Origin of the sequence: Pseudomonas sp. IzPS59 (genome assembly GCF_014863505.1) — a bacterium.
In the GTDB taxonomy this organism is placed as follows: Bacteria; Pseudomonadota; Gammaproteobacteria; order Pseudomonadales; family Pseudomonadaceae; genus Aquipseudomonas; species Aquipseudomonas kribbensis.
The window spans coordinates 2,364,740-2,389,945 of the sequence record NZ_CP062251.1 but is presented as its reverse complement, the minus strand read 5'-3'; the positions used below and the strand labels follow the sequence as shown (position 1 = coordinate 2,389,945).

27 protein-coding genes and 1 pseudogene are annotated in these 25,206 nt (G+C 61.4%); 12 read left to right on the top strand and 16 right to left on the bottom strand.

Annotated elements, in window-relative coordinates:
- Positions 1-72: 72 nt before the first annotated feature.
- The 3 genes from IF189_RS10805 to IF189_RS10795 all read right to left on the bottom strand — a co-directional run bounded on the left by IF189_RS10805 (position 73) and on the right by IF189_RS10795 (position 1,955).
- Positions 73-1,287 (bottom strand): cytochrome c biogenesis protein DipZ, encoded by a 1,215-nt coding sequence (locus tag IF189_RS10805; protein WP_192553261.1) that lies wholly within the window; start codon positions 1,285-1,287, stop codon positions 73-75.
- Positions 1,288-1,365: 78 nt separating this feature from the next.
- A complete protein-coding gene (locus IF189_RS10800; RefSeq protein ID WP_192553260.1) occupies positions 1,366-1,662 on the bottom strand; it encodes a hypothetical protein in 297 nt (98 codons plus the stop codon).
- Between the two features lie 32 nt (positions 1,663-1,694).
- Positions 1,695-1,955 carry a DUF2790 domain-containing protein gene (locus IF189_RS10795; protein ID WP_085708689.1) on the bottom strand — a complete coding sequence of 87 codons (261 nt, stop codon included), beginning with the start codon at positions 1,953-1,955 and terminating at the stop codon, positions 1,695-1,697.
- A 308-nt stretch (positions 1,956-2,263) separates the two neighbouring features.
- On the opposite strand from IF189_RS10795, the gene IF189_RS10790 reads away from it, so the two are divergent.
- Both IF189_RS10790 and IF189_RS10785 read left to right on the top strand, forming a co-directional pair.
- Entirely contained in the window at positions 2,264-3,004 is a 741-nt protein-coding gene (locus IF189_RS10790; RefSeq protein ID WP_085708690.1) for a response regulator, read from the top strand.
- Positions 3,001-4,308: an ATP-binding protein gene (locus tag IF189_RS10785; protein ID WP_192553259.1), complete on the top strand. Its 1,308-nt coding sequence runs from the start codon at positions 3,001-3,003 to the stop codon at positions 4,306-4,308. Before IF189_RS10790 ends, IF189_RS10785 begins: the two co-directional genes overlap by 4 nt.
- Before the next feature lie 57 nt (positions 4,309-4,365).
- Here IF189_RS10785 and IF189_RS10780 read toward each other — a convergent pair whose 3' ends face one another.
- From IF189_RS10780 to IF189_RS10770, 3 genes and pseudogenes are all read right to left on the bottom strand, one after another.
- Positions 4,366-5,115 (bottom strand): DUF2063 domain-containing protein, encoded by a 750-nt coding sequence (locus IF189_RS10780; RefSeq protein ID WP_192553258.1) that lies wholly within the window; start codon positions 5,113-5,115, stop codon positions 4,366-4,368.
- On the bottom strand, positions 5,108-5,947 hold the full coding sequence (locus IF189_RS10775) for a DUF692 domain-containing protein (RefSeq protein ID WP_192553257.1): 840 nt from the start codon (positions 5,945-5,947) through the stop codon (positions 5,108-5,110). Before IF189_RS10775 ends, IF189_RS10780 begins: the two co-directional genes overlap by 8 nt.
- Before the next feature lie 356 nt (positions 5,948-6,303).
- A pseudogene (locus IF189_RS10770) lies at positions 6,304-6,837 on the bottom strand (hypothetical protein).
- Positions 6,838-7,285: 448 nt separating this feature from the next.
- Here IF189_RS10770 and IF189_RS10765 point away from each other — a divergent pair.
- Together IF189_RS10765 and IF189_RS10760 are read left to right on the top strand one after the other, a co-directional pair.
- Complete coding sequence (locus IF189_RS10765; RefSeq protein ID WP_192553256.1) at positions 7,286-8,332, top strand: class I SAM-dependent methyltransferase; 1,047 nt, start codon at positions 7,286-7,288, stop codon at positions 8,330-8,332.
- Positions 8,333-8,412: 80 nt separating this feature from the next.
- Entirely contained in the window at positions 8,413-9,261 is an 849-nt protein-coding gene (locus IF189_RS10760) for an NAD-dependent protein deacetylase (protein ID WP_134827329.1), read from the top strand.
- Here IF189_RS10760 and IF189_RS10755 read toward each other — a convergent pair.
- Positions 9,245-10,123 (bottom strand): LysR family transcriptional regulator, encoded by an 879-nt coding sequence (locus IF189_RS10755; protein WP_085708697.1) that lies wholly within the window; start codon positions 10,121-10,123, stop codon positions 9,245-9,247. The two genes, IF189_RS10760 and IF189_RS10755, sit on opposite strands and share 17 nt — an antisense overlap.
- A gap of 221 nt (positions 10,124-10,344) precedes the next feature.
- Here IF189_RS10755 and IF189_RS10750 point away from each other — a divergent pair, with 221 nt between their 5' ends.
- Genes IF189_RS10750 through IF189_RS10740 form a run of 3 tightly spaced genes read left to right on the top strand, consistent with a single transcriptional unit; the run spans position 10,345 to position 12,926 of the window.
- Positions 10,345-11,043, top strand: a complete 699-nt coding sequence (locus tag IF189_RS10750) for a CoA transferase subunit A (RefSeq protein ID WP_085708698.1) — start codon at positions 10,345-10,347, stop codon at positions 11,041-11,043.
- Positions 11,044-11,067: 24 nt separating this feature from the next.
- Positions 11,068-11,733: a CoA transferase subunit B gene (locus IF189_RS10745; RefSeq protein ID WP_085613539.1), complete on the top strand. Its 666-nt coding sequence runs from the start codon at positions 11,068-11,070 to the stop codon at positions 11,731-11,733.
- Positions 11,734-11,744: 11 nt separating this feature from the next.
- Complete coding sequence (locus IF189_RS10740; protein WP_085733159.1) at positions 11,745-12,926, top strand: acetyl-CoA C-acetyltransferase; 1,182 nt, start codon at positions 11,745-11,747, stop codon at positions 12,924-12,926.
- A gap of 106 nt (positions 12,927-13,032) precedes the next feature.
- Here the strand turns inward: IF189_RS10740 and IF189_RS10735 are convergent, their stop codons facing one another.
- The gene (locus IF189_RS10735; RefSeq protein WP_192553255.1) at positions 13,033-13,635 is read right to left on the bottom strand and encodes an NADPH-dependent F420 reductase; all 603 of its coding nucleotides are present in this window, start codon (positions 13,633-13,635) and stop codon (positions 13,033-13,035) included.
- A gap of 114 nt (positions 13,636-13,749) precedes the next feature.
- Here IF189_RS10735 and IF189_RS10730 point away from each other — a divergent pair, with 114 nt between their 5' ends.
- Positions 13,750-14,643, top strand: coding sequence for a LysR family transcriptional regulator (locus IF189_RS10730; RefSeq protein ID WP_134827357.1), 894 nt, complete (start codon positions 13,750-13,752; stop codon positions 14,641-14,643).
- Here the strand turns inward: IF189_RS10730 and IF189_RS10725 are convergent.
- Positions 14,640-15,959, bottom strand: coding sequence for an Nramp family divalent metal transporter (locus IF189_RS10725; RefSeq protein WP_134827332.1), 1,320 nt, complete (start codon positions 15,957-15,959; stop codon positions 14,640-14,642). The two genes, IF189_RS10730 and IF189_RS10725, sit on opposite strands and share 4 nt — an antisense overlap.
- Positions 15,960-16,035: 76 nt before the next feature.
- Complete coding sequence (locus tag IF189_RS10720; RefSeq protein WP_134827333.1) at positions 16,036-16,575, bottom strand: chalcone isomerase family protein; 540 nt, start codon at positions 16,573-16,575, stop codon at positions 16,036-16,038.
- A gap of 147 nt (positions 16,576-16,722) precedes the next feature.
- On the opposite strand from IF189_RS10720, the gene IF189_RS10715 reads away from it, so the two are divergent.
- Positions 16,723-17,496: a hypothetical protein gene (locus IF189_RS10715; RefSeq protein ID WP_192553254.1), complete on the top strand. Its 774-nt coding sequence runs from the start codon at positions 16,723-16,725 to the stop codon at positions 17,494-17,496.
- An 86-nt stretch (positions 17,497-17,582) separates the two neighbouring features.
- Positions 17,583-18,149 (top strand): hypothetical protein, encoded by a 567-nt coding sequence (locus tag IF189_RS10710; RefSeq protein WP_192553253.1) that lies wholly within the window; start codon positions 17,583-17,585, stop codon positions 18,147-18,149.
- 3 nt (positions 18,150-18,152) lie between these two features.
- On the opposite strand, the gene IF189_RS10705 is transcribed toward IF189_RS10710, so the two are convergent.
- From IF189_RS10705 to IF189_RS10690, 4 genes are all read right to left on the bottom strand, one after another.
- Positions 18,153-18,869, bottom strand: a complete 717-nt coding sequence (locus tag IF189_RS10705; RefSeq protein WP_192553252.1) for an alpha/beta hydrolase — start codon at positions 18,867-18,869, stop codon at positions 18,153-18,155.
- A 67-nt stretch (positions 18,870-18,936) separates the two neighbouring features.
- The gene (locus IF189_RS10700) at positions 18,937-20,049 is read right to left on the bottom strand and encodes a succinylglutamate desuccinylase/aspartoacylase family protein (protein WP_134827337.1); all 1,113 of its coding nucleotides are present in this window, start codon (positions 20,047-20,049) and stop codon (positions 18,937-18,939) included.
- Positions 20,050-20,176: 127 nt separating this feature from the next.
- Complete coding sequence (locus IF189_RS10695) at positions 20,177-20,956, bottom strand: ABC transporter substrate-binding protein (protein ID WP_007956251.1); 780 nt, start codon at positions 20,954-20,956, stop codon at positions 20,177-20,179.
- 255 nt (positions 20,957-21,211) lie between these two features.
- Positions 21,212-21,646, bottom strand: a complete 435-nt coding sequence (locus IF189_RS10690; protein WP_134827338.1) for a rhodanese-like domain-containing protein — start codon at positions 21,644-21,646, stop codon at positions 21,212-21,214.
- 102 nt (positions 21,647-21,748) lie between these two features.
- On the opposite strand from IF189_RS10690, the gene ftrA reads away from it, so the two are divergent.
- Positions 21,749-22,738 (top strand): transcriptional regulator FtrA, encoded by a 990-nt coding sequence (gene ftrA, locus IF189_RS10685; RefSeq protein WP_192553251.1) that lies wholly within the window; start codon positions 21,749-21,751, stop codon positions 22,736-22,738.
- On the opposite strand, the gene cobF is transcribed toward ftrA, so the two are convergent.
- Both cobF and IF189_RS10675 read right to left on the bottom strand, forming a co-directional pair.
- Positions 22,707-23,462, bottom strand: coding sequence for a precorrin-6A synthase (deacetylating) (gene cobF, locus IF189_RS10680; protein WP_134827340.1), 756 nt, complete (start codon positions 23,460-23,462; stop codon positions 22,707-22,709). The genes ftrA and cobF overlap by 32 nt on opposite strands.
- The gene (locus tag IF189_RS10675; RefSeq protein ID WP_192553250.1) at positions 23,459-24,031 is read right to left on the bottom strand and encodes a histidine phosphatase family protein; all 573 of its coding nucleotides are present in this window, start codon (positions 24,029-24,031) and stop codon (positions 23,459-23,461) included. The genes cobF and IF189_RS10675 overlap by 4 nt, the downstream gene beginning before the upstream one ends.
- A gap of 320 nt (positions 24,032-24,351) precedes the next feature.
- Here IF189_RS10675 and IF189_RS10670 point away from each other — a divergent pair, with 320 nt between their 5' ends.
- Positions 24,352-25,206, top strand: coding sequence for a MurR/RpiR family transcriptional regulator (locus IF189_RS10670; RefSeq protein WP_085708712.1), 855 nt, complete (start codon positions 24,352-24,354; stop codon positions 25,204-25,206).

Below are 25,206 nucleotides of genomic sequence, written 5' to 3'. Positions count from 1 at the left end.
AGCGCTCGAAACAGATTCCCGGCAAACGAAAACGGCCCGGAGCATTCACCTCCGGGCCGTCGTCGATCAGGCTCATGCAGAAGGTGTCTTGGCCTCCTTGAGCAATTGCTGAATCATCTGCTCCTGCGCCTCATAACGACCCTCGCCAAAGTGGGTGTAACGCACCTGCCCCTTGGCATCGATCAGGTAGTGCGCCGGCCAGTACTGGTTGTCGAAGTTACGCCAGATCGCGTAGTTGTTGTCGATGGCCACCGGATAGGTGATGTCGAGTTTCTTCACCTGATCCTTGACGTTGTCGATGATCCGCTCGTAACCGTATTCCGGGGTGTGCACGCCGATCACCACCAGGCCGTCCTTGCCGTACTTTTTCTCCCAATCCTTCACATACGGCAGCGTGTGCTGGCAGTTGATGCAGTCGTAGGTCCAGAAGTCCACCAGCACCACTTTGCCGCGCAGGGATTCGGCGTTCAGCTCCGGTGAGTTCAGCCATTGCACCGCGCCGGCCAGCGACGGCATCGCGCCTTTGCCCTGCTCGTCCGAAGTCGAATCCGCCCGCACTTTGCTGATGAAGTAATCGATCACTTTCGGCGCGTTTTCCAACACGTTTTTCTCGACACTGGCGACGCCCTCGGACGATGTACCGGCCAGCAGGGTGCGATCGGCCCCGGTGGAAATCACCACCGCCGCCGCCAGCACGGCGACACCTGCGCCACGACGGAACCAGCCAGTGAACGGGATCGACGGTTTCAGCCGGTTGACCAGGCCGCGACCGGCGAAAATCAGCGTCCCCAGCGACAGCGCACTGCCCGCACCGTAGGCCAGCAGCAACAAGCTGGTCTGAGCGCTGGCGCCTTGCAGCATGGCACCGGTGAGGATCACACCGAGAATCGGACCGGCGCACGGTGCCCACAGCAGACCGGTGGCCACGCCGATCATCACCGACCCCATAGGGCCAGCCTTCTTGCGAGTGTCCGGATCCAGGCGATTGCCGAGCAACACGAACGGCCGCGCCAGCCAGTCACCGATGCGTGCGGAAATCAGCGACAGCGCAAACAGCACCATCACGATCAGCGCGATGTGTCGGCCGGTGTTGTTGGCCTGGATCACCCACTCGCTGCTGACCACCGCGAGACTGGAGATCAGGGCGAAAGTCAGGGCCATGCCGCCGAGGGTCAGCAGGATCGAAGAGCGCGTGCGGTCGGCGCCGGCAAACAGAAACGGCACCACCGGCAGGATGCAGGGACTGAGGACAGTCAACAGACCGCCCAGAAACGCGATAAGGAACATGAGGTTCACCTCTTGAAGGATGGGCGGTCTGCCGATAAAAGAGGTGTCTGCCGTTCACCGGCAGACACACACGGGGACTCAAGCGTTCTGGCTGTCCAGCCATTGGCTTTGCGGTGTGCGGCTGGCGCCGTTTTCGGCGACCATCTGCCCTTGCGGCGTATGGCTGGAGCCGTCTGCCGCGACCATCTGCCCTTGTGGCGTGTGGCTGGCGCCGTCGGCGGCGATCAAGGCATCGCTGCCCTGTTTCGCGACCGGGCTCAGTTGAAAGCAGGTGCTGCCGGCGCAGCTGCTCTGCTCGATGGCGCTGTTGGCGTGAGCCGCGACACCGGCAAAAGAAAAGGCAATGGCGGTCAAGAAACGCGATACGTTGTTCATGGCAATCTTCCTTTCAGTCAGTGGGTGGCGGATCAGTTCTGGTTGTCGCAGCCGTCGGCGAATTTGCTGTAGTCGAGCACGCGGGTCTGACCGGCCGAATCGAGGTAGGTCATGCGGGCGTCGACGATCCCGCAGGTCATCGATTTGTCTTCTTTCATCGAGATCACTTTCTGGATATCCAGATGGGTGCCGTAGGTGTAGGTTTGCGGGGCAACGGCTTCGGCGCGGGCCGACAGGGTGCAGATGTTCAGGGCAGCGAACAGGCAAGCGGCGATTACGGATTTGTTGGTCATGGCGTTTTCCTCAGGGCTTCAATGGGTAGATCGGTTGATTGAGCCGAGGCGCTGTGGTGTGCCTCGATGGAGCTCATTTAAAGCTCGCGAGGTATCCCGTCTGTGTCGGAAAACGGCCGGTATAAATCGCTACGTATCTCGCCCGCCGGGGGATACACAGCGATACAAAACCCTGAAAAAATCCTGATTTTGCGTCCACATGTATCCGTCGTTGCGGCAGATACACTGCAATACAAAGGCAGGCAGGCGAGCCCGCGCGGGCTCTATAGACTGCGAGACATTCCCCCACTTGATAGAGGTTTGGCTCCATGGATCATGTCGATCACATTCTCATCGTCGATGACGACCGCGAGATTCGCGAACTGGTTGGCAATTACCTGAAAAAGAACGGCCTGCGCACCACCGTGGTCGCCGATGGCCGGCAGATGCGCAGTTTTCTGGAAGCCAACACCGTCGACCTGATCGTGCTCGACATCATGATGCCCGGCGATGACGGCCTGCTGCTGTGCCGCGAATTGCGCGCCGGCAAACACAAGGCCACGCCGGTCTTGATGCTCACCGCACGCAATGATGAGACCGACCGCATCATCGGCCTGGAAATGGGCGCCGACGACTACCTGACCAAACCCTTCGCCGCCCGCGAGCTGCTGGCGCGAATCAATGCCGTGCTGCGCCGCACGCGGATGCTGCCGCCCAATCTGGTGGTGACTGAAAGCGGCCGCTTGCTGGCCTTCGGTCGCTGGCAGCTCGACACTTCGGCCCGGCATCTGCTGGACACCGACGGCACCATGGTTGCCCTGAGCGGCGCGGAATATCGCTTGCTGCGAGTGTTCCTCGATCATCCGCAGCGGGTGCTGAGCCGCGATCAACTGCTCAACCTGACCCAGGGCCGTGACGCCGATCTGTTCGACCGATCCATCGACCTGCTGGTCAGTCGCCTGCGCCAGCGTCTGCTCGACGACGCCCGGGAACCGGCCTACATCAAGACCGTGCGCAGCGAGGGTTATGTGTTCTCGCTGCCGGTGGAAATCCTCGGAGCCCCGGCATGAAGGTTGCGCTGCACTGGCCGCGCACCCTCGCCTCGCGGTTGTCGCTGATTTTTCTGATCGGCCTGATCCTCGCCCAAGCCCTGTCGTTCGGTGCGCAGTATTACGAGCGCTACGAAAGCGCGAAGAACACCATGCTCGGCAACCTGGAAACCGACGTCTCGACCTCGATCGCGATCCTCGACCGCCTGCCGGCCGACGAGCGCCCGCAATGGCTCGAACGTCTGGCCCGGCCCAACTACGGCTACCTGCTCAGCGAGGGCGAACCGGGTACACCGATCGGTGCCGGCGAAGTACCGATCGCGGTCACCTCGATCACCGACGCCATCGGCGAAGCCTATCCGCTGACTTTCACCGACATTCCGGGGCCGAAAAAACACTTTCAGGGCCACCTGCGCCTGAGCGACGGCAGCCCGGTGACTATCGACGTGCGACCGTCGATGGTGCCGCTGTCGCCGTGGCTTCCGGTGGTGCTGCTCGGGCAACTGGCGCTGATGATTGCCTGCACCTGGCTGGCGGTGCGCATCGCCATCCGTCCCCTGACCCGTCTGGCCAACGCGGTGGAAACCCTTGATCCCAACGCCCATCCGATCAATCTGGATGAACAGGGTCCGAACGAAGTGGCCTACGCCGCCCGTGCGTTCAACACCATGCAGGCGCGCATTGCCGCGTACCTGAAAGAGCGCATGCAGTTGCTGGCAGCGATTTCCCACGATCTGCAAACCCCGATCACGCGAATGAAACTGCGGGCGGAGTTCATGGACGATTCGGCGGAAAAGGACAAACTGTGGAACGACCTCGGCGAGATGGAGCACCTGGTGCGTGAAGGCGTGGCCTATGCGCGCAGCATCCACGGTTCGACCGAAGAAAGCCGCCGCACCAATCTCGATTCGTTCCTCGACAGCCTGGTCTTCGACTACCAGGACATGGGCAAAGAGGTGCAGTTGAGCGGCAAGAGCGAAGCGGTCATCGACACCCGCCCCCACGCCCTGCGCCGGGTGCTGGTCAACCTGACCGATAACGCGCTGAAGTTTGCCGGCGCTGCCGAGCTGTTGATTCAACGGGACAAGACCGGCCTGTCGATCAAGGTCATGGATCGCGGACCGGGCATCGCCGAAGAGGAACTGGCTCAGGTGATGGAGCCGTTCTATCGCGTGGAAAACTCGCGCAACCGCAGCACCGGTGGCACCGGCCTGGGTCTGGCGATTGCCCAGCAACTGGCGATGGCGCTGGGTGGTTCGCTGAATCTGAGCAACCGTGAAGGTGGCGGGTTGTGTGCGGAGTTGAAGCTGCCGCTTCAGGCCTGAGACAAACAAAAAGACCCGGGGAGCCATCGTGCTCCCCGGGTCTTTTTGTTGGTGGGATCAGTTGATCCCGATCACACCGTCCTCATGCATCTGCTGCAACAACGCCAGTCCGCTGTCCATGAACGACGCAGCTCCCGGCAAACCCGCCTCCATCGCCAGACCCTCCAGTTGCTCACGACCGCTCAGCAACGGAAACTCCCCAACCCGCTGCAGCAACCGCCACGCCAACGGACTCAGCTCGGAAAACTTCACACTGAAATCCACCGCGCGCCGCACCAGCAACAACGTTGGCTGGGCCGGTGGCGTGGACGGCTGATATTCAGGACTAAGGATCTGCACCGGCCACGCATACGCCAATGGCCAGGCCAGCGCCGAAACCTGCAATGGCTGCTCCAGCAGCGACGCGGGATCACTTGCCGGCAGCGGATCGGCATCGGATTGCTGCAACACCATCTCCACCCACTCGTAATGCGCCAGCTCCACCAGAAACGCCGGCCACTCACCCGCGTTCAACACGGCGGGCTCCGAGGCGAGGAAACCGACAAACTCCTCGGCGATCTCACCGAATTTCGGCGTCTGTGCCCGGTAGTCCCGCAGGAAGCCGCGAATCAGGGCGCGCCAGCGCTCCTGGCCGATGATCCGGATCAGCACCGGAAAGGTCCCGCCCAACAGTTGCGAGATATTGTTGAACACCAGGTCGCGATAGACGTTGACCCGCGCCGCATTCATGTCGACCGGGGGCGTCTGGTTCTCGGGGTCGCGCAGGTAGCGCGTCAGGGCCTGTTGTTGCTGCTCAAGGTTATCCACGCTGGCCTCCTTGATGCTGCAAGCGGCGAATGGTCTGCAACTCCGCCACCAACTCGGAGAACGCCGGGAAGTTGAAGTCGCGTTCGAGCAAGGTCGGCTGCGCGCCAAAACGTGCGTAGGCCTCCGCCAGCAACGACCAGACCACCGGTTTCACCGAGGCGCCGTGGGTATCGATCTTCAGCGTGTCGGACTCGTCGAAATGCCCCGCCACATGCATCCCGACCACCCGGCCCGGTTCGATCCCGGCCAGAAACGTCTGTGGGTCGAAACTATGGTTGATCGAGTTGACGTACACGTTGTTAACGTCCAGCAGCAGGTCGCAATCTGCCTCGCGCAGCACGGCGTTGGTGAAGGTCACCTCGTCCATGTCCTGCCGGGGGGCGGCGTAATAGGAAACGTTTTCCACCGCCAGGCGCCGGCCGAGGATGTCCTGGGCCTGACGGATCCGCGCGGCGACGTGGTGCACCGCCTCTTCGGTGAATGGCAGCGGCAGCAGGTCATAGAGGTGACCGTCGTCGCTGCAATAGCTCAAGTGCTCGCTGTACAGCGGCACGTTGTAATGATCGAGAAACACCCGGACTTCCCGAAGGAAATCGACGTCCAGCGGCACCGACCCGCCGAGCGACAACGACAAACCGTGGCAGGACAACGGATAACGCTCGGCCAGTTCGCGCAGCGCGGCACCGTGGGCACCGCCGACGCCGATCCAGTTTTCCGGGGCGACCTCAAGAAAGTCGAAATCGCCGGTGCGGGCGGCTTGAAGATCTTTCATCAGGCCGCGACGCAGGCCGAGCCCGACGCTGGCCTGCAAGGTGGTGTGGGGAATCTGCATGGGCAAGACCTCTGCAATAGAGCCGCCGACAGTGGCGGCCGAGAGGCCCAGTTAAACCGGAGGGTGTATCGCTGCTGTGTAGGTGATGCGCGGGAAATGGCGGGTTTTGTATCGGCGGCGGGCCCGTACACAATGGGATACAGACTCGCTGCCCTCTTCCTGAACGACGAGTTACGAATTCATTGACGTATCCGCCAGTTTTCGTTAGTTTTGCCCATCGAAGCGACTGACCAGATGAGATTGAGCGCTTCCCGGCAGCGAGAGCTGTAACCGCGCAAGGCGGTTCGCAAGTGGTGTCTGGATCTGCTTTACCGAATCGAAAAAGGCGCCTCTGGCGCCTTTTTTCGTTTCTGGCATCAGCGTTTGGTGGAGGTCGGTTGCCGAAGGTAGACCTTACCGCATAGCAGCATAAATCCCATTTTCCCGAACAGCCTGGGCGGCTTTTCAGTCTGGTGTTAGGCGCTTTCCACGACTAGGTTGAGATCTTGCGGCTTCCCTTCTGCAGCGCGGCGCAACTCAAAAAAGACATGGTAGGGCCCGCTCGGATCCTCAATCATGATGGAGTACGCCCAGTTTCGCATCGCCGCCGTTTCGCTGACTTTCGCCTGGGGATGATTCAATCCCTTGATCACTGGCGGCAGTGACAGCGAAAGGCGGTAGCGGGTCATGCAAAAGCTACGCTGCCGCTGGGCATGGTCGAGCAGGATGGGCTCCCCGGCCGGATGTAAAGCTTGATCGTACCCCGTGCTGAAACAATGATTCGAAAAAGTGACATGCACGCGCAAATCACGCCTCGCCAATTGACTCTGAATCGTGAACGTAAAGGGTTCTAGATGAGAAAGGTTGTACGTCAATCCGCCTATGCACAGCGGTGGAAAGTAGGCGGTCAATTCGCTCTCCGTTGCATCCAATGCATCACTTTATTTCTGCGCTTTGGCTCCCGAGCTCCATCGATGAGTAACCCGGCAAGACGACAGAGTTCATGGCTTTTAGCGGGGATGATTTCTCGGCGGACTCGATCAATCTGTGCGAGGAAGTGGCTTCGGACTTCACAGATAAACAATGACTTCAGCACTCAAAAGTCCTTGCCTCGACCGAGTCGATTCAGAATATGGGATAGAGCCACTTCGAAGTTGTAGGCAAAATCTGCGTGTTGCGTAAGGAAGTGCGCCTCTCGTGCTTTCGCCAGCACCAACACCGACTAGACTCAATCAGTACCCAGTCGAGGGGGACGCAGGACAGCAGTGTCGCCCTGCCCGTTTCCACGACCACCGCCCGGTGGTGAATGCCTCGACCCCCATCACCACCGGACTGTGATCCTTGACAGGAGCACATGACATGGACGAGGCCAGACTCAACGAATTCATGGGCAAACTGGTCAATGACATGGGCGGCGCGGCGATGCTGGCCAATGTCATCGTCGGCGAAGAACTTGGCTTGTATAAGGCCATGGCCGACAGCCAGCCGATCTCCCCGGAAACCCTCGCCGAAAAAACCGCCTGCAACACCCGACTGGTCCGCGAATGGCTCAGCGCACACGCGGCGTCCGGCTACATGGAACACCTTGACGGCAAATTCCGTCTGCCGGAAGAACAGGCCATGGCCCTGGCCAAGGAAGATTCGCCGGTCTATGTCGCCGGCGGCCTCGGCGTGGTGGCGTCGTTTTTCCACGACAAGGACAAACTGGTCAAAGCCATGCGCGGCAATGGTGCCTTGCCCTGGGGCGATCACCATCCGTGCATGTTCACCGGCACCGAACGTTTCTTCCGCCCCGGTTACAAAGGGCATTTGATCGCCGAATGGCTGCCGGCGCTGGAGGGCGTGGTGGCCAAACTCGAAGACGGCGCCAAGGTCGCCGATGTCGGCTGCGGTCATGGCGCGTCCACGGTGATCATGGCCCAGGCCTATCCCAACTCGCGTTTCGTCGGTTTCGACTATCACGCGCCTTCGGTAAGTGTCGCTACCCAGCGAGCCGAAGAAGGCGGAGTGAGCAGCCGGGCGCGGTTTTTCCAGGGCACGGCGAAAAGCTTTCCCGGCGATGACTACGACCTGATCTGCTATTTCGACTGCCTGCACGACATGGGCGACCCGGTCGGCGCGGCGCGGCATGCCTACGATTGCCTGAAGGACGACGGCACGGTGTTGCTGGTTGAGCCCTTTGCCAACGATACGCTGGACGACAACATCAACCCGGTCGGGCGGCTGTTCTATGCAGCATCGACGTTCATCTGCACGCCGAACTCGCTGTCCCAGGAAGTGGGCCTGGGGCTCGGTGCGCAGGCCGGCGAGATGCGTTTGCGCAAAGTGTTCAATGAAGCCGGGTTCAAGCAGTTCCGGCGGGCGACGCAGACGCCGTTCAACCTGATACTGGAGGCACGCAAGTAAAGGTCGATACCGGGCGCCTCCATAAGAGGCGCCCGGCAGTGCTAACCTGCAAGGCACTCACAGCCTGCGGAGCGCTGAACATGCTCGACCGCCCCCTCCATGAACATCTCGATTACCTGCAACAGGCCATGGCCGACGGCGATTTCGTGGTGCTGACCGGCGCCGGTATCAGCACGCCCTCCGGCATCCCGGATTACCGCGACACCAACGGCGTGCGCCGGGGCCGGCAGCCAATGATGTATCAGGAATTTCTGTCGGCGCCCGAGTCACGCCGTCGCTACTGGGCCCGGGCGATGCTCGGCTGGCCACGCGTACGCCAGGCGCAGCCGAATGCAGCTCACGAGGCACTGGCCAGCCTGCAAAGCCAGGGCCGGATCGGCGGCCTGATCACCCAGAATGTCGACACCCTGCACGATCAGGCCGGCAGCCACGATGTCATCGAACTGCACGGCAGTCTGCATCGGGTGCTGTGTCTGGATTGCGGTTTGCGCAGCGAGCGGGATTCGATTCAGCAACTGATGGAGACGCAGAATCCGTATCTGGCAGGTGTCGATGCGGTGCAGGCGCCGGACGGCGATACCCTGCTCGACCCGGCTTTTGAAGCACGATTTCAGGTGCCGCATTGTCCGCATTGCGAAGGCGAACGGATGAAACCGGATGTGGTGTTTTTTGGCGAGAACGTGGCGCAACCGACGGCGGCCCGGGCCATGGCGGCAGCGGAGAATGCTGCCGGGATGCTGGTGGTCGGGTCGTCGTTGATGGCGTATTCGGCGTTTCGCCTGTGCCGGGTGATTGCAGATCGGGGCAAGCCGCTGATTGCGATAAACCTGGGGAAGACCCGGGCGGATGAGTTGCTGGATTTGAAGATCGAGGCGTCTTGCGAACAGCTGTTGCCGCTACTGACACAACGCCTCAATGCTCAGCCTTAAGGATGTCGAACAACGCCTGCGCCGCCGCCGACAGTTCATTCCCGGAATCAGTCAACACGCCAATCGCCCGCTCCACCACCGGCTCATGCAGGGTCAGACACCGCGCCCCCAGTTCGCGCATCTGCTCGGCACACAACGCCGGCACCGCGCTGACGCCCAGGCCACTGGCAACCATCCGTCCGACCGTCGCCAGTTGATGGCTTTCAAATTCCACCGGCAGTTTCATGCCCCGGGCCTGCAGGTGTTCTTCCAGCATCACCCGCACCGTGGACGGGCGTTGCAGGGTGATGAACGGTTCCTGCAGCAAGGTCTGCCAGTCGATATCGGTGCGCCGGGCCAGCGGTGAGTCCTGTGGCACCACCGCGACGAAGCGATCCTTATAAAGAGGTGTGAAGGTCAGCGAAGTGTTCTGCAACGGCTCGAACGCCACGCCGAGTTCGACCTGACGATCGCGGACCATTTCCAGCACTTGCTCGTTGATCACGTCGTTGACCGTCACGTTGACGTTCGGATAACGCGCGCGGAAGGTCTTGAGGATCGGCGGCAGCAGATTGCCGGCAAACGACGGCATCGCCGCCAGCGTCACGCGCCCCCGTTGCAGGCTGAAGCGCTGGCGCATTTCGTCTTCGGCGTTGTCCCAGTCAGCGATCAGGCGCCGGGCCAGCGGCAGCAGGGACTCCCCTTCCGGGGTCAGCGCCACGTTGCGCGTGTTGCGGCTGAACAGGCGCCCGCCCAGTCCCTCCTCCAGCGCCTTGATGGTCAGGCTCAGCGCCGATTGCGACAGGTGCAGACGCTCGCAGGCCACGGCGAAACTCAGGCTCTGGGCCACGGCGAGGAAGGCGCGGATCTGCTTGATGGTCATGGTCGTGTCGCTCCAACGGCTAAGCTGAACATCCGCCCGACGACGACGGCGAGCATTTCTTGATTGCTCCCTCGCTCCCGCGTGGGAGCAGAGAACCAAACCAACTATTGAGCTTTATCAATCAATCAACCTTAAAAATCAACTTAACAAATATATCCCCCAGCGAGACACTCCAGTCATTCGGCTAGCCAGCCGCCCGACAAACAATAAAAGAGGTGCATATGGCAGGTTTCGACAAGCGCGTGTATTCCTACGAGGAAGCCATGGCAGGCCTTGAAAACGGCATGACCGTGATCGCCGGCGGCTTCGGCCTGTGCGGCATTCCGGAAAACCTGATCGCCGAGATCAAACGCAAAGGCACCCGCGACCTCACCGTCGTCTCCAACAACTGCGGTGTTGATGGCTTCGGCCTCGGCGTGCTGCTGACCGATCGCCAGATCCGCAAGGTGGTCGCCTCCTACGTCGGCGAAAACAAACTGTTCGAAGAGCAACTGCTCAAGGGCGACATCGAAGTCGTCCTGACCCCGCAAGGCACCCTCGCCGAAAAAATGCGTGCAGGCGGCGCTGGCATTCCGGCGTTCTTCACCGCAACCGGCGTCGGTACCCCGGTCGCCGAAGGCAAGGAAGTGCGTGAATTCCACGGTCGCAAGTACCTGATGGAAGAGTCCATCACCGGCGACTTCGCCATCGTCAAAGGCTGGAAAGCCGACCATTTCGGCAACGTCATCTACCGTCACACCGCGCAGAACTTCAACCCGCTGGCCGCCACCGCCGGCAAGATCACCGTGGTCGAAGTCGAAGAAATCGTCGAACCCGGCGAGCTGGATCCGTCGCAGATCCATACCCCCGGCATCTACGTCGACCGGGTCATTTGCGGCACGTTCGAAAAACGCATCGAACAACGCACCATCCGCAAATAATCCAGGCTGACGGAGAACAAGAACATGGCACTTTCCCGCGAACAAATGGCTCAACGCGTCGCCCGCGAAATGCAGGACGGCTACTACGTGAACCTCGGCATCGGTATCCCGACCCTGGTCGCCAACTACATCCCCGAAGGCATGGAAGTCATGCTGCAATCGGAAAACGGCCTGCTAGGCATGGGCCCGTTTCCGACTGAAGACACCATCGACGCCGACATGATCAACGCCGGCAAACAGACCGTGACGGCGCGCATCGGCGCTTCGATCTTCAACTCTGCCGAGTCCTTCGCGATGATACGTGGCGGTCATGTCGACCTGACCGTGCTCGGCGCCTTCGAAGTGGACGTACAGGGCAACATCGCCTCGTGGATGATCCCCGGCAAACTGGTCAAGGGCATGGGCGGCGCGATGGACCTGGTGGCCGGTGCCGACAACATCATCGTCATCATGACCCACGCGTCCAAGGACGGTGAGTCCAAACTGCTGAGCCAGTGCAGCCTGCCGCTGACCGGCGCCGGTTGCATCAAGCGTGTGCTGACTGACCTGGCGTACCTGGAAATCGAAAATGGCGCTTTTGTCCTCAAGGAACGCGCACCTGGCGTCAGCGTCGAGGAAATCGTCGCCAAAACCGCTGGTAAACTGATCGTCCCGGATCACGTACCGGAAATGCAGTTCGCTGCCGAGTGAGGAATTCGAAAATGCAAGACGTCGTCATTGTTGCCGCCACGCGTACCGCGATCGGCAGTTTCCAGGGATCGCTGGCCACCGTTTCCGCCGTGGATCTGGGCGCAGCGGTCATCCGCCAGTTGCTTGAGCAGACCGGTCTGGACGGTGCCCAGGTCGATGAAGTGATCATGGGCCAGGTGCTGACCGCCGGCGCCGGCCAGAACCCGGCGCGCCAGTCGGCAATCAAGGCCGGCCTGCCCCACGCCGTACCCGCCATGACCCTGAACAAAGTCTGCGGCTCGGGCCTCAAGGCCCTGCACCTCGGCGCGCAGGCGATCCGTTGCGGCGACGCGGACGTGATCATTGCCGGCGGCCAGGAAAACATGAGCCTGGCCAACTACGTCATGCCGGGCGCGCGCACCGGTCTGCGCATGGGTCACGCACAAATCGTCGACACCATGATCAGCGATGGCCTATGGGACGCGTTCAACGATTACCACATGGGCATCACCGCCGAGAACCTGGTCGAGAAGTACGAGATCAGCCGCGAGCAGCAGGACGCCTTCGCTGCCGCCTCGCAACAGAAAGCCGCTGCCGCCATCGAGGCCGGTCGATTTGTCGATGAAATCACCCCGATCCTGATTCCGCAGCGCAAAGGCGATCCAGTAGCGTTCAAGGTCGACGAGCAGCCACGGGGCGACACCACCGCCGAATCCCTGGCCAAACTGCGCCCGGCCTTCAAGAAGGACGGCAGCGTCACCGCCGGCAACGCTTCGTCGCTGAACGACGGCGCCGCCGCCGTGATCCTGATGAGCGCCGAAAAAGCCAAAGCCTTGGGCCTGCCAGTGCTGGCGAAAATCGCCGCCTACGCCAACGCCGGCGTTGATCCGGCGATCATGGGCATCGGCCCGGTATCGGCCACTCGCCGCTGCCTGGACAAGGCCGGCTGGAACATCGGCCAACTGGACCTGATCGAAGCCAACGAAGCCTTCGCCGCGCAATCCCTGGCGGTGGCCAAGGATCTGCAATGGGATCTGGACAAGGTCAACGTCAACGGCGGCGCCATCGCCCTCGGTCACCCGATCGGTGCATCGGGCTGCCGCGTGCTGGTGACCCTGCTGCACGAAATGATCAAGCGTGATGCGAAAAAGGGTCTGGCGACCCTGTGCATCGGCGGCGGTCAAGGCGTGGCCCTGGCGCTGGAACGCGCGTAAGCGCAAAAGAGGTTCAACAGCGGGCGGCAGATCCACGACATCCACTGCCCGTTGGCAACAAACCCGGTACGACTCACGTCGCACCGGGTATTTTTTTGCCTGAGCGTCAGGCGAACTTCACCAGATTCAGCACCGGCAACGGCCCACCCGGGAACTGCACCAGGCGCGCACCCACGCTCAACTCGCCCAGGTCGATCCCGAAGAAGCCGATCTGATCGATCAGCGCACCCACTTCAGCCTTGGCCTGCACATCATCTCCGGACAGGAACAGCACACGCTTGCCGCCCTCCGACGCCGGATCCGCTTCCAGCAAACGCGCCAGCAAGTGGTTGAACGCCTTGACCACCCGCGCACCCGGCACCCATTCAGCGAACACTTCGCTGGACGGCCGCCCCTGCAAGTCCACCGGTTTGAACGATGGCGCTTCAATCGAGTTGTTGGCGTCGATGACGATCCGACCGCCGAAGTCCGGCAGCCCGGCCAGCGCCGTCGGCAGTTTCGACCAGTTCACCGCGACCAGCACGATGTCCTGGGCGGCGGCTTCTTCACGGGTGACGGCGCGAGCGGTCGGGCCGAGTTCTGCGACCAGATCGGCCAAGGTCTCCGGCCCGCGACTGTTGGCGATGACCAACGGGATACCCTGACGCGACAAGGCTTTGGCAAACGCTGAACCGATGGCGCCAGCGCCGATGATTCCGATAGTGCTCATGGTGTTCTCCAGAAGGTTTGGTAAGACTCGAAACGAATCTTGCGCTTGCCATTCCCACTTGATTAGCCGGTAATGCCTTGAATGATCTTCAAGCATCGCTATCAGGCCGGAATCATGGAAACCCTCGCCAATCTCGAATCCTTCGTCCGCAGCGCCGAGACCGGCAGCTTTTCTGCCGCAGCACGGTTGCTGGCACTGACCCCGGCGGCGGTCAGCCGCAACGTGGCGATCCTTGAACGCAACCTCGGCGTACGGCTGTTTCAGCGCTCGACCCGCAAGCTGTCGCTGACCGAAGCCGGTGAAGGTTTTCTGGCGAGTATCGGCGGCAACCTTGATGCCTTGCAGGCCGCGATTGCGACGGTGACGACCGAGCGCGGCGAGCCGGCGGGTGTGCTCAAGATCAGCCTGCCGCCGACGTTCGGCATCGATCACATGCTGCCGCTGCTGCCGGAGTTTCTGGCGCGCTATCCGTTGATCCGCCCGGAATGGCATTTCGAAAATCGCCAGGTGGATTTGATCGCCGAGGGCTACGACGTGGCGATTGGCGGCGGGTTCGAGCTGACGCCCGGGGTGGTTTCCCGGCGACTGGCATCCGCTGAAATACTGGCAGTGGCGTCACCGGCGTATTTGGCCGGACGCACCCTGCCCCGGCATCCGACAGACCTCGCCGATCATCAGGGCATTGTCATGCGTGGCCTGCGCACAGGACGCATCCGCCAATGGCAAATGCACAACGACGCTGGCGAACAGACCAGCGCCCTGCTCAATCCGAATATTGTGCTGAACGATCCGATGGCCATGCGCAAGGCTGCGCTGCTGGGCCTCGGCGTGACGATGCTGGTGTTGCCCGATGTCAGCGTGCAGATCGAGCGTGGTGAACTGGTGCGGCTGTTGCCGGACTGGCAATGCGATGCCGGGGCGATTTCGCTGTACTACCCGAGCCGCACCTTGATGCCGGCCAAGACCCGGGTGTTCATTGATTTTGTGGTGGATGCCTTCGGCCGTTAGGCGGCCAGTTGAAGAATCAGCCAGGCATTGGCGCCGCTGATCACCACAAACAGTCCCCAAGCCAGTATCCGGGTCGGCAAGCGGTTCACAAACGGCCCCATCAGCTGTTTGTCGTTGGTCATGCGAATCAGCGGATACAGGGCAAACGGCAATTGCAGGCTCAACACCACCTGACTCAGCACCAGCAACTTGCCCACCGCGCCGTCGCCCATCAGCCACACGCCGATGAACGCCGGAATCAGCGCCAGCCCACGGGTGATCAGGCGCCGCTGCCAGCAGGGAATCCGCAGGTTCAGGTAGCCTTCCATGATCACTTGGCCAGCAATGGTGCCGGTGAACGTTGAACTCTGCCCCGACGCCAGCAGCGCTACGCCGAACAGCACACTGGCCAGCGCGCCGCCCACCAGCGGATCGAGCAAGTGGTAGGCGTCCTGGATATCCACCACATCGGAGTGCCCGGTTTGATGGAACGCAGCAGCGGCGAGAATCAGGATCGCCGCGTTGACCAGCAACGCCAGCGCCAGCGAGCCGATGGTGTCGATGCGCGCCAGATTCACCGCGTCCTGCTTGCTCGCCAGATCCTGGCCGATCAGCCGCGTTTGTACGATCGAGGTGTGCAGGTACAAGTTGTGTGGCATCACCGTGGCGCCGAGGATGCCGATGGCCAGGTACAGCGGCGCCGCATCGCTGATGGCCGCCAGTGACGGTTTGAAGCCTTGGGCGACGTCCGGCCAGTACGGTTTGATCAGCAATAACTCGACGAAGAAGCACACGCCGATGGTGCCCACCAGTACCAGCATGATCGCTTCCAGCCTGCGGAAGCCACGGTTTTGCAGAGCCAGCACCAGCAATGTATCGAACGCCGTGAGGGCGATGCCGAAGGTCAGCGAACAGCCCAGCAACAAGTGAAACGCCAGTGCGCAGCCGAGCACTTCCGCAAGGTCAGTGGCAATGATCGAAATTTCCGCCAGCACCCATTGCAACCGCGCCGTCGGGGTGCTGTAGCGTTCGCGGGACAACTGCGCCAGATCGCGTCCTGTGGCGATGCCCAATCGCGAACACAGGCATTGCACGACCATGCCCGCCAGACTCGCCAGCAACACCACAAACAACAGGCTGTAACCGAAACGCGAACCGGCCTCGATGGCAGTGGCCCAGTTGCCCGGGTCCATGTAGCCGATCGACACCAGCAAACCCGGGCCGGCAAAACGCAGCACGCGTTTGAAGAACGAGGCATTCGGATCAACCGGGACGCTGCCGGCCACTTCCGGCGGACAGAACGGCGCGGTGGCGATTTTGGGCAAGCTGAATTTCACGCACACATCCAGAAACAAGTCGAAAGGCGCAGCTTAGACGTTTCAGTCGACGCGCCCAAGAGCAGATGTGCTGCGCTCAGGGTTTGGCAGTGCCGAGCAATTGCTGACGCAGTTCGGGATTGCGCGTGCGTGGATCGAGCCAGATGTTGAAAAATGCCCGGGCGAACAGCGGGTCATCAATCTCATGCTGCAATTGTTGGCCGACAAAGAACCGCGCGCCCTGCCCCGGCAGATACACCCCGGTAATCCGCGTGCCGGCCTGCACATCGACGAACGATTGCTGCATCTGCGCTTGCCACACGGCCAGTTGCGCCGGGCTGATGGAGGAACCCGCCAGGCGTTTGATCTCATCGACGCTGGCCTTGACCAGATCTTCACGGGACACATTGCGCCGGTAGATCAATTCCAGAGCGAAGGGCTGGCCGTCGGCCAGCGGACGCGCGGCACTCCACAGCCGAGCGTTGTAGACGTCGAAACCGAACACACTGAAATCCCCGGTGCCAATGATCTGCGCGCCGGGCACCGCGTCCTGCCAACTGGCCCAGGTCGGCGTCAGCAACAGCGCCCACAAGCCGATTCCGCAGCATCCACGTAACACCTTCGGTGTTCTGCTCATCGCGGCATCGACTCCGGTAAACCCTGATAGTCAGAGCATAGTCGGCGATCACGCCCGGCACTTTGTATACATGTTCTGCATGCACTTGCAGCAATCCATTCACGACAATGCTAACGTGGCCCTCATTGACCCGATGGAGAGACCTGCGTGCTGATCCTCAAACTGCTGCTGATTCCCGGTTTCCTGCTGCTGATTTCCCTGGCCGGCAAGCGCTGGGGGCCCAGCGTCGCCGGGTGGCTGTCGGGGTTGCCGGTGGTGGTCGGGCCGATTCTGTTTTTCCTCGCAATCGAGCAAGGGCCGGCGTTTGCCGCGCAATCGGCGGTCGCGGCGCTGTCGGCCATGTTTGCGATGATCGCGTTTTGCGTCACCTATGCGCAGGTGGCGCAGCGGGCGAACTGGCCGCTGGCGTTGCTGGTTTCCTTATCGGTCTGGGCCGTGCTGGCGTTGATCCTGTCGCTGATTCCGGCGTCGTTGCCCTTCTCCATCGCTGCCGCTGCGACCGCCCTCCTTGCCGCGCCGTACCTGTTTCCCAAGGTGCAACCGGTGGTTGGTGGGCCGGCGCCGAAGTCGGACAAACTGGTCTGGCGGATGATTGCCGGCGCGGCGTTGACGCTGGTGGTGACGATGCTGGCCAGCACCGTCGGCGAGCGCTGGAGCGGATTGCTCGCGGTGTTCCCGGTGCTCGGCAGCGTGATGGCGGTGTTTTCCCAGCAGACGCGGGGGCCGGCGTTTACCGCTGCATTGTTACGGGCGACAGCCACGGGGATGTATTCGTTTTCGGCGTTTTGTCTGGTGTTGGCGCTGACTGTTCCAAGTCTCGGTTTCGGCGGCTTCGTGGTGGCGGTGGCCGTTTCGGTGGCGATGCTGGGCGTCACCCGGCAGTTGCTGGCCAAACCGGCGCCTGCGCCGTCGACGAACTGAACCCGCCCGGACAAACCGCTCTGGAGTGCCAGGTGTGCTCCGTGGGATGATCGCCGCCCAAGCGCGACCATCCCTCGGAGATTCGAATGTCATTGCTTAGCAAGAAAGCCGTCGTCCTGTTGCTGGCGGCGGTGGCCGGTTTCGGCGCCCTCGATGCTCAGGCAGCCAAGGCCAAAGAGAAGGCTGTCACCGAGAAAGTCTCGATGCTCGACGGCAAGTTCAGTTTTGTCCTGCCCAAAGGCTTTGTCGGCGACCCGCTGCCGGCCGGCCCGACCGGTGCCAAGGGCACGATGTTCACCAACGACGCGACCAAGACGGTGGTCATCACCGCCGAAAACCAGATTCCCGAAGGCAACAACGTCAAGGACAACGACAGTGCGTTCCTCGACGGCACCGTGTCCGATTTCATCGACGCCCAGCGCAAGGCCCTGCCGGACTTCAACAAGCTCAGCGAGAAAAGCCTGACCCAGAAAGGCAACGGCCTCGGCCTGCGCCAGGTGGACAGCACCGCGACCCAGGGCGGCGGCCAGACCCTCAACACCACGCTGATCGCAGGCTCCGGCACGCACATGGCGCTGGTCCAGGTGATTTCCCGGGCCAGCGACAAGAGCGGTCACGATGCGCTGGTGAAAACCATCCTCAGCGAAAAATGATCTTCACGGATTGAGTCGCTGCAACCAGTCGTTCAAATCCCGAAGCTCGGCCGCGCTGATGCTGTGGCCGACGCCGGGATAGGCATGAAATTGCGGTTTGTAATCCAGCTTCTCCAGCAGATCTTTGGCGGCCGTGGCGCCACTGTAAGGCACGCGGTCATCCGCCGTGCCATGGCCGATGAAAATCGCCAGCGGCGGATGCTGTTGCGCTGACTTCAGCTCACCCTTGAGCACCGGCAACACCCGCCCGCTCAACGCGGCAATGCCACCGACCGCCGCCGGCTGCCGCAATCCAACCTCGTAGGTCATCATCGCGCCCTGGCTGAAACCGATCAGGTACACCTTGTCCGGTTGCGCGTGATATTTCTGCGCCGCCGCAGCGATAAAGGCCCGCAGCTTCTGGCTGGCATCCTTCAGATCATCGGTCTCGCCGTTGTAGGCACCGTCACCCTTCTTGCGAAACCACTGGAAACGCCCTTCCCCCAACGCCATCGGCGCCTGCACCGACAGGTAGTTGTACTGCTTGGGCAGCTGAAATTTCATGCCGATCAGATCGGCTTCGTTACTGCCATAGCCATGCAGGAACACCACCAGCGGACGCTGTTCGGCGTCCGGGTGAACCTGAGCCAGGTAGTTGAACGGCAGATCGGTTTGCAGCGAGGTTTGAGCATGGACGGCGCTGGACGCCAGCAGGGTCAGCAGAGCAAACACCTTCAACATAAGCCTTCCTTCACACAGTGCAGGGTTCGTGGCAGAGCCTAACACTGTGATCCGGAAGTTGGGGTCATCAGTCGTTGATCAGCTTGCCCGCGCGAATCGGCTCGCGCCCCGCCACTTTCGCCTGCCAGGTGCCCGGCTGGGTGTAGCGTCCACGGTCGATGGCAAACAGCACGCCGCTGGTGCCGGCGCGTACGGTGGTCACGCGATCCTTCAATGGATCGACCACTTCGAACAGCGCATCACCGCGCTCCACCCATTCGCCGGCATTGCGCAGGAAACTCACCACGCCATGGTGCGGGGCGAACAGGTATTCGGTGCCTTCGAACGGCATGCCTTCGCAGCATTCGTCCGGCGCTTTCGGCCATTCGCCGCTGATGAAGCCCTGTTCGGCAAGGAAACCCAGAATCGCCTCGCAATTGGCCTGGGCCTGATCGACCCGGGTGTCGCCCATGCTGCCCAGTTCTAGGGTGGTGGCGAGGTTGGCCGGTGGAATCGCCGCCGCCGGGAACATCCGCGCCAGACGCAACCATGGAGTGGAACACGATTCATCGAACGAACTGCCGCCAGAGTCTTCACACAACAGCGCCACGCCAGCCTTCAGGCGCGCGGCCAGGGACTGCCACTGCGGCCAGTGTTGCGGCAACGCATAGATGTGAATCGCCGCGTCGAAATCACAGTGCAGATCCAGCGTGACGTCGGCATCACAGGCGTGGCGCAGCAACAGGCGATGCAGCGCTTCCAGTTGCGAAGCCGGGGCCGGCAGTTCGTCAAGTACCTGGCCCATGGTCTGGCGGATCAGGCGGATGTTGGCCTCGGCGTCGTTACCCAACTGATTGCCGATGCGCGCGGCCACCGGGGCGCTGAGTTCGACGAAGGAGCGGTTGAAGTTCTTGCCGCTCGCCAGTTCGAAACGGCCCATGTGACTGCCTTGCAGATGTTGATCGAGACCGATCGGGTTGGCCACCGGCACCAGTTCGATCACGCCTTGCAACTGGCCGTTGTTTTCCAGCTCGCTCAGGCGTTTTTTCAGTTCCCACGCGGTGCGCATGCCCGGCAGCTCATCGGCGTGCAGGCTGGCCTGGATGTAGACCTTGCGCGGGCCGGCGCCGTAACGGAAGACGCTGAGGGAACGTTCGCTGCCCAGGTGGCTCCAGGGCAGAACATGATCGATGCGTTGCATGGGGAACTCCGGATATTCTGTAGTCGCTGCCAGACAGCGACTGCATTGAAAATGTGCTGACAGGATAAATCACAGGCGAAAAAAAAGTGGCCACCGCGTCAACGGGGCCACTTTTTTCTACGGCGTATTAATGGCCGTACACGTCAAAGTCGAAGTACTTGTCCTGCACTTGCTTGTACTTGCCGTTGGCGCGGATTTCGTTGATGGCAGTGTTGAATTTCTCTGCCAGCTCGGTATCGCCTTTACGCACGGCAATACCGGCGCCACCGCCGAAGTACTTGGCGTCTTCATAGGTCGGGCCGACGAATTCGAAGCCTTTGCCAGCGTCGGTCTTCAGGAAACCGTCGCTCAGGTTGACCGAGTCGGCCAGCATCGCGTCGATACGACCGGACACCATGTCCAGGTTGGCTTCCTGCTGCGAGCCGTAACGCACCAGCTCGATCCCGGCCGGTACCAGCACTTCGGTGGCGTAGCGGTCGTGGGTACTGGCACGCAGCACGCCGACTTTCTTGCCTTTGAGTTCGACCAGCGGGTCCTTCACGCCGGAGCCTGCCTTCATCACGAAGCGCGCCGGGGTGTGGTAGTACTTGATGGTGAAATCGACGTTTTTCTTGCGATCGTCAGTGATGGTCATCGAGGACAGGATCGCGTCGATCTTCTTCACTTTCAGCGCCGGGATCAGGCCGTCGAATTCCTGCTCGACCCAGGTGCATTTGACTTTCATCTGCTCACACAGCGCATCACCGATGTCCACGTCGAAACCGGCCAGTTTGCCGTCAGGGGTTTTCATCGAGAATGGCGGGTAACCGGCTTCGATACCGATACGGATCGGTTTGGCGTCTTCGGCCACGGCGGTCAGGGACAACATCGACAGTGCCAAGGCACCGAACATAACCAGCTTTTTCATTTATTACTCCCGTGTGCGGAGGCTTTTATTGGCAGCTTTCGATTGTCAGGTTCGGCCTTGGGCTATGGAGCGCAAAGAAACCGAAGTGGCCGGCAGTCTATGGCGGCGCGCACGGGGCAAATTGTGTTTAAGCGACAAATACTTACAGAAAATCGGCGAGTGCCATCACGTAGGAATAGTGTGCGCCAGAGCGGTGCAAGGGTTGTAGGACAAAGCCATTAAAAGTTGCCGCCGAGGGCGGCAACTCACTGAATATCAGCAATCGCAGGCAATCGGGTTAGTGGCGGCTCGCGGTGCAGCAACACTCAATTCGAAGCCCTCATCGAGCCAGCCGGTCACCCCGCCGATCATCTCCTTGACCGGGTAACCCAGCACCGCCAGTTTCACCGCGGCCTTGTTGGCGCCGTTGCAGTGCGGCCCCGCGCAATAGACCACGAAAAGGGTGTTTTTCGAGTAGTCCGCCAGCCCTTCCGCCGTCAGCAAACGCCCGGGAATGTTAATTGCCCCTGGCACATGGCCGTGCTCGAAGGCCAGCGGCCCGCGCACATCCACCAGCACGAAATCGACCTCGCCGGCCTCCTGGCTGTTGAAGACGTCGGAACAATCGGTTTCGAAAGTCAGACGGTTGCTGAAGTGCATCAGGGCAATCGCCGAAGGGGCGGCAGGAATTTCGCGAACCAGGCTGGGCATGTTGTGTTGCTCCTACGTCTGTGAAGGGATAAACAGACTTTATCGAGCCGCCGCTTGCCGCTACAGTGGCGCACAAGACACTCACCGGGAATTTTCCGCCAAATGCCTGATTCACCTGGACTGGTCGCGATTCTGGCCTACGACGGCCTCTGCACATTCGAGTTCGGCATCGCCGTCGAGATCTTCGGCCTCGCCCGGCCGGAGTTCGAATTCCCGTGGTACGAGCACCGCATCGCCGCTGTCGATCAAGGCCCGATGCGCGCCATGGGCGGGATTCAGGTGCTGGCCGATGGCGGTCTGGAACTGTTGGCGCAGGCGCGCACCATCATCATTCCCGGCTGGCGCGACCGCAGCGCGCCGGTGCCGGAGGCATTGCTCGAAGCATTGCGTGATGCCCATTCGCGTGGCGCCCGGTTGCTGTCGATCTGTTCGGGCGTCTTTGTTTTGGCCGCCAGCGGCCTGCTCGACGGGCATGGCGCCACCACCCACTGGCGCTACACATCAGAACTGGCCGAGCGCTTTCCCGCCATCGATGTCGATCCTGATGTGCTTTACGTCGATTCAGGTCAGTTGATCACTTCAGCCGGCAGTGCGGCCGGGATCGACGCCTGCCTGCATCTGGTGGCGCGGGATTTCGGTACTCAGGTGGCTAACTCGGTGGCGCGGCGGCTGGTGATGTCGCCGCAACGCACCGGCGGTCAGGCGCAATTCATTCCGACACCGGTCAGCCCGACCCCGCGCAGCGACTTGTCGCGCGTGATGCAGTGGGCCCGCGAGCGCCTGCACGAACCGCTGGAAGTGCGCGACCTGGCCAGCGAAGCGGCGATGAGCGAACGCACCTTCCTGCGCAAATTTACCGAAGCCAGCGGCCAGTCACCCAAGGCCTGGCTGCAACACGAGCGTCTGGCCCGGGCCCGGGAGTTGCTGGAAAGCACACCGCAGAACACCGAGCAGATCGCCCAGCGCTGCGGTTATCGTTCGGTGGAAAGCTTTCGCGTGGCGTTTCGCAGCGTGATCGGGGTACCGCCGTCGGTGTATCGCGAGCGCTTTGGTCGTGAGATCAAGGCTTGCGCAACAGATAAGTGTCCATGATCCAGCCATGCTCGGCCCGGGCAGCCTTGCGCACCCGTTCGATCTCATCGGCAACATCACTGAGCTTGCCACTGATGAGGATTTCATCCGGCGTGCCGAGGTAGGCACCCCAGTAAATCTCTGTCTCCTGATCCGCCACCCGATGGTAGGAATCTTCGGCGTCGAGCATCACCACCAGGCTGTCGGTATCACTCACCTGCCCCGCCGCCAGACGCCGGCCGGTGGTGATTTCAATCGAGCGGCCGATGGTATTCAGCGGCACCTTGTGCTGCGCCGCCAAAGCTTGAACGCTGGTAATCCCCGGAATGACTTCGAATTCAAACGCACATAGCCCCGAAGCCAGAATCGCCTGGAGGATGCGAATGGTGCTGTCGTACAGCGCCGGATCGCCCCACACCAGAAAACCGCCGCACTGCCCGTCGGCCAATTCGTCATTGATCAAGCGTTCGAAGGTTTGCTGCTTGGCGCGGTTCAGATCATCGACGCTGGCGCTGTAGTCCACATCGCCGCGCTCGCGCTCCGGGCTGTGGGCTTCGGCGAAACGGTACGCAGGATCGGTGATGTAGCGCTCGCAGATTTCGCGACGCAGGTCGATCAGCTTGTCCTTGCTCTGGCCCTTGTCCATCAGGAAGAACACGTCTACCTGATTCAGCGCTTTCACCGCCTGCATCGTGATGTAGTCCGGGTTGCCGGCGCCAATGCCGATGACCAGCAAGCGTTTCATGTACGGTCTCCTTCAAGGTCGATACCGGGCAAGCGTAGCCGCCAGCGTCCGAAGAAACTCAACTCGACCACCGCCAACGGCTCGACATCGATGCTGTGGAAGGCCTGGCCCTGCAGGACCTGCATCAGCGCCGCACGAATAATGAACGGATGCGTGACGGCCACGACATGACCCGGCGTGGTTTGCAGGGTTGCCAGCCATGCGGCCACTCGCTCACCGAGTTGTGCCACCGACTCTCCGCCATGGGGCACAGCGGCGGGATCTTCGAGCCAGGCTTGCAGCGCTTCGGGCTCTTTGCGCTGCAGGTCCTTGATCGACTGCCCGTGCCAACGCCCCCAGTCGCAATCGCGCAAGGCCTCATCAACCTGCGCATCATCACCGAACCATTGAGCCGTCTGACGCGTGCGCAATTCCGGGCCACAAATCAAACGGCGTGACATCTCGAACCGAGCGGCCAGCGAGTCAGACGCTACTGCGCTTTCTTCAACAGCTTCGTTCGTAGGAAAACGCGCCAATTTCTGTGAGACGGTTCTGGCATGGCAAATCAAGGTCAAACGGGTGGCTTGCACAATGAGTCACTCGGTCAGAAGGTAAAAAAACACCCGGCGAAGTGCCGACAGGGCAGCAATTGTGCCGTAAACCGGAGGGCTCAGGGCAACACCATTCAATTGACCACCCTCAACAAAGCGGCAATGTCTGACACGGCCATGGGCGATGGACTACACGAATGATCGACAGACGTGTAGCCCTTGCTACACGGGCATCTCGCCCCATTTTGGGGCTTCACGGACGCTGCGGAAAATTCACTAGACATGTAACGTCAGTTACATAAATACTGTTTTAACGGATTGTGAAGCGAATTCAACACACCCATCCAGCAGGAGCCCGGATGCCCCCTCTCAGAGACCTGATTACTGATCCCGGCCTGGACCTTACGCCGTCAGAGCGCAAAGTCGTCCGGGCCTTGCTCGATCAGTACCCGCGCAATGGCCTCGGGCCCATGGCGCGGCTGGCCGAACACGCCGGCGTCAGCGATCCGACCATCGTGCGTCTGGTAAAAAAACTCGGTTTTGGCGGTTACGCCGAATTCCAGGACGCCCTGCTCAGCGACATGGACCATCGCCTGAGCTCGCCGCGCACGCTGTTGCAACCCCGTTCGAACCTGAACCAGGACGATGCCTGGAGCCACTATCTGGCCCATAGCCACAATCTGCTGGCGGAAACCCAGGCCCTGACCCAACCCGAAGACGTGCGGATTCTCGCGCAATGGCTGCTCGATACGCGCCATCAGGTCTACTGCTTCGGCGGGCGTTTCAGCAGCCTGATGGCGACTTACCTGCTCAATCATTTGCGCCTGCTGCGCCCCGGTTGCTTTGCGCTGGAGGACAACGCGCAACTGCCCGATCGCCTGTTCGACCTGCAACGCCAGGACGTGGTGCTGGTGTTCGACTATCGCCGCTACCAGACCCAGGCCCTGCGCGTGGCCACTGCGGCCAAGAACAACAATGCTCGCGTCGTGCTGTTCACCGACATCTACGCCTCGCCGCTGCGCGAATTGGCCGACATGATCATCAGCGCCCCGGTGGAATCGGCTTCGCCGTTCGACACCATGGTTCCGGCGCTGGCCCAGGTCGAAGCGCTGATCGCTTGCCTGACCCTGCGCAGCCCGGATCTGGCCGATCGCCTGGAAGGCATCGATGCCCTGCGCAACGACTTCGACACCCACTTGCTGGAGGATAAATAA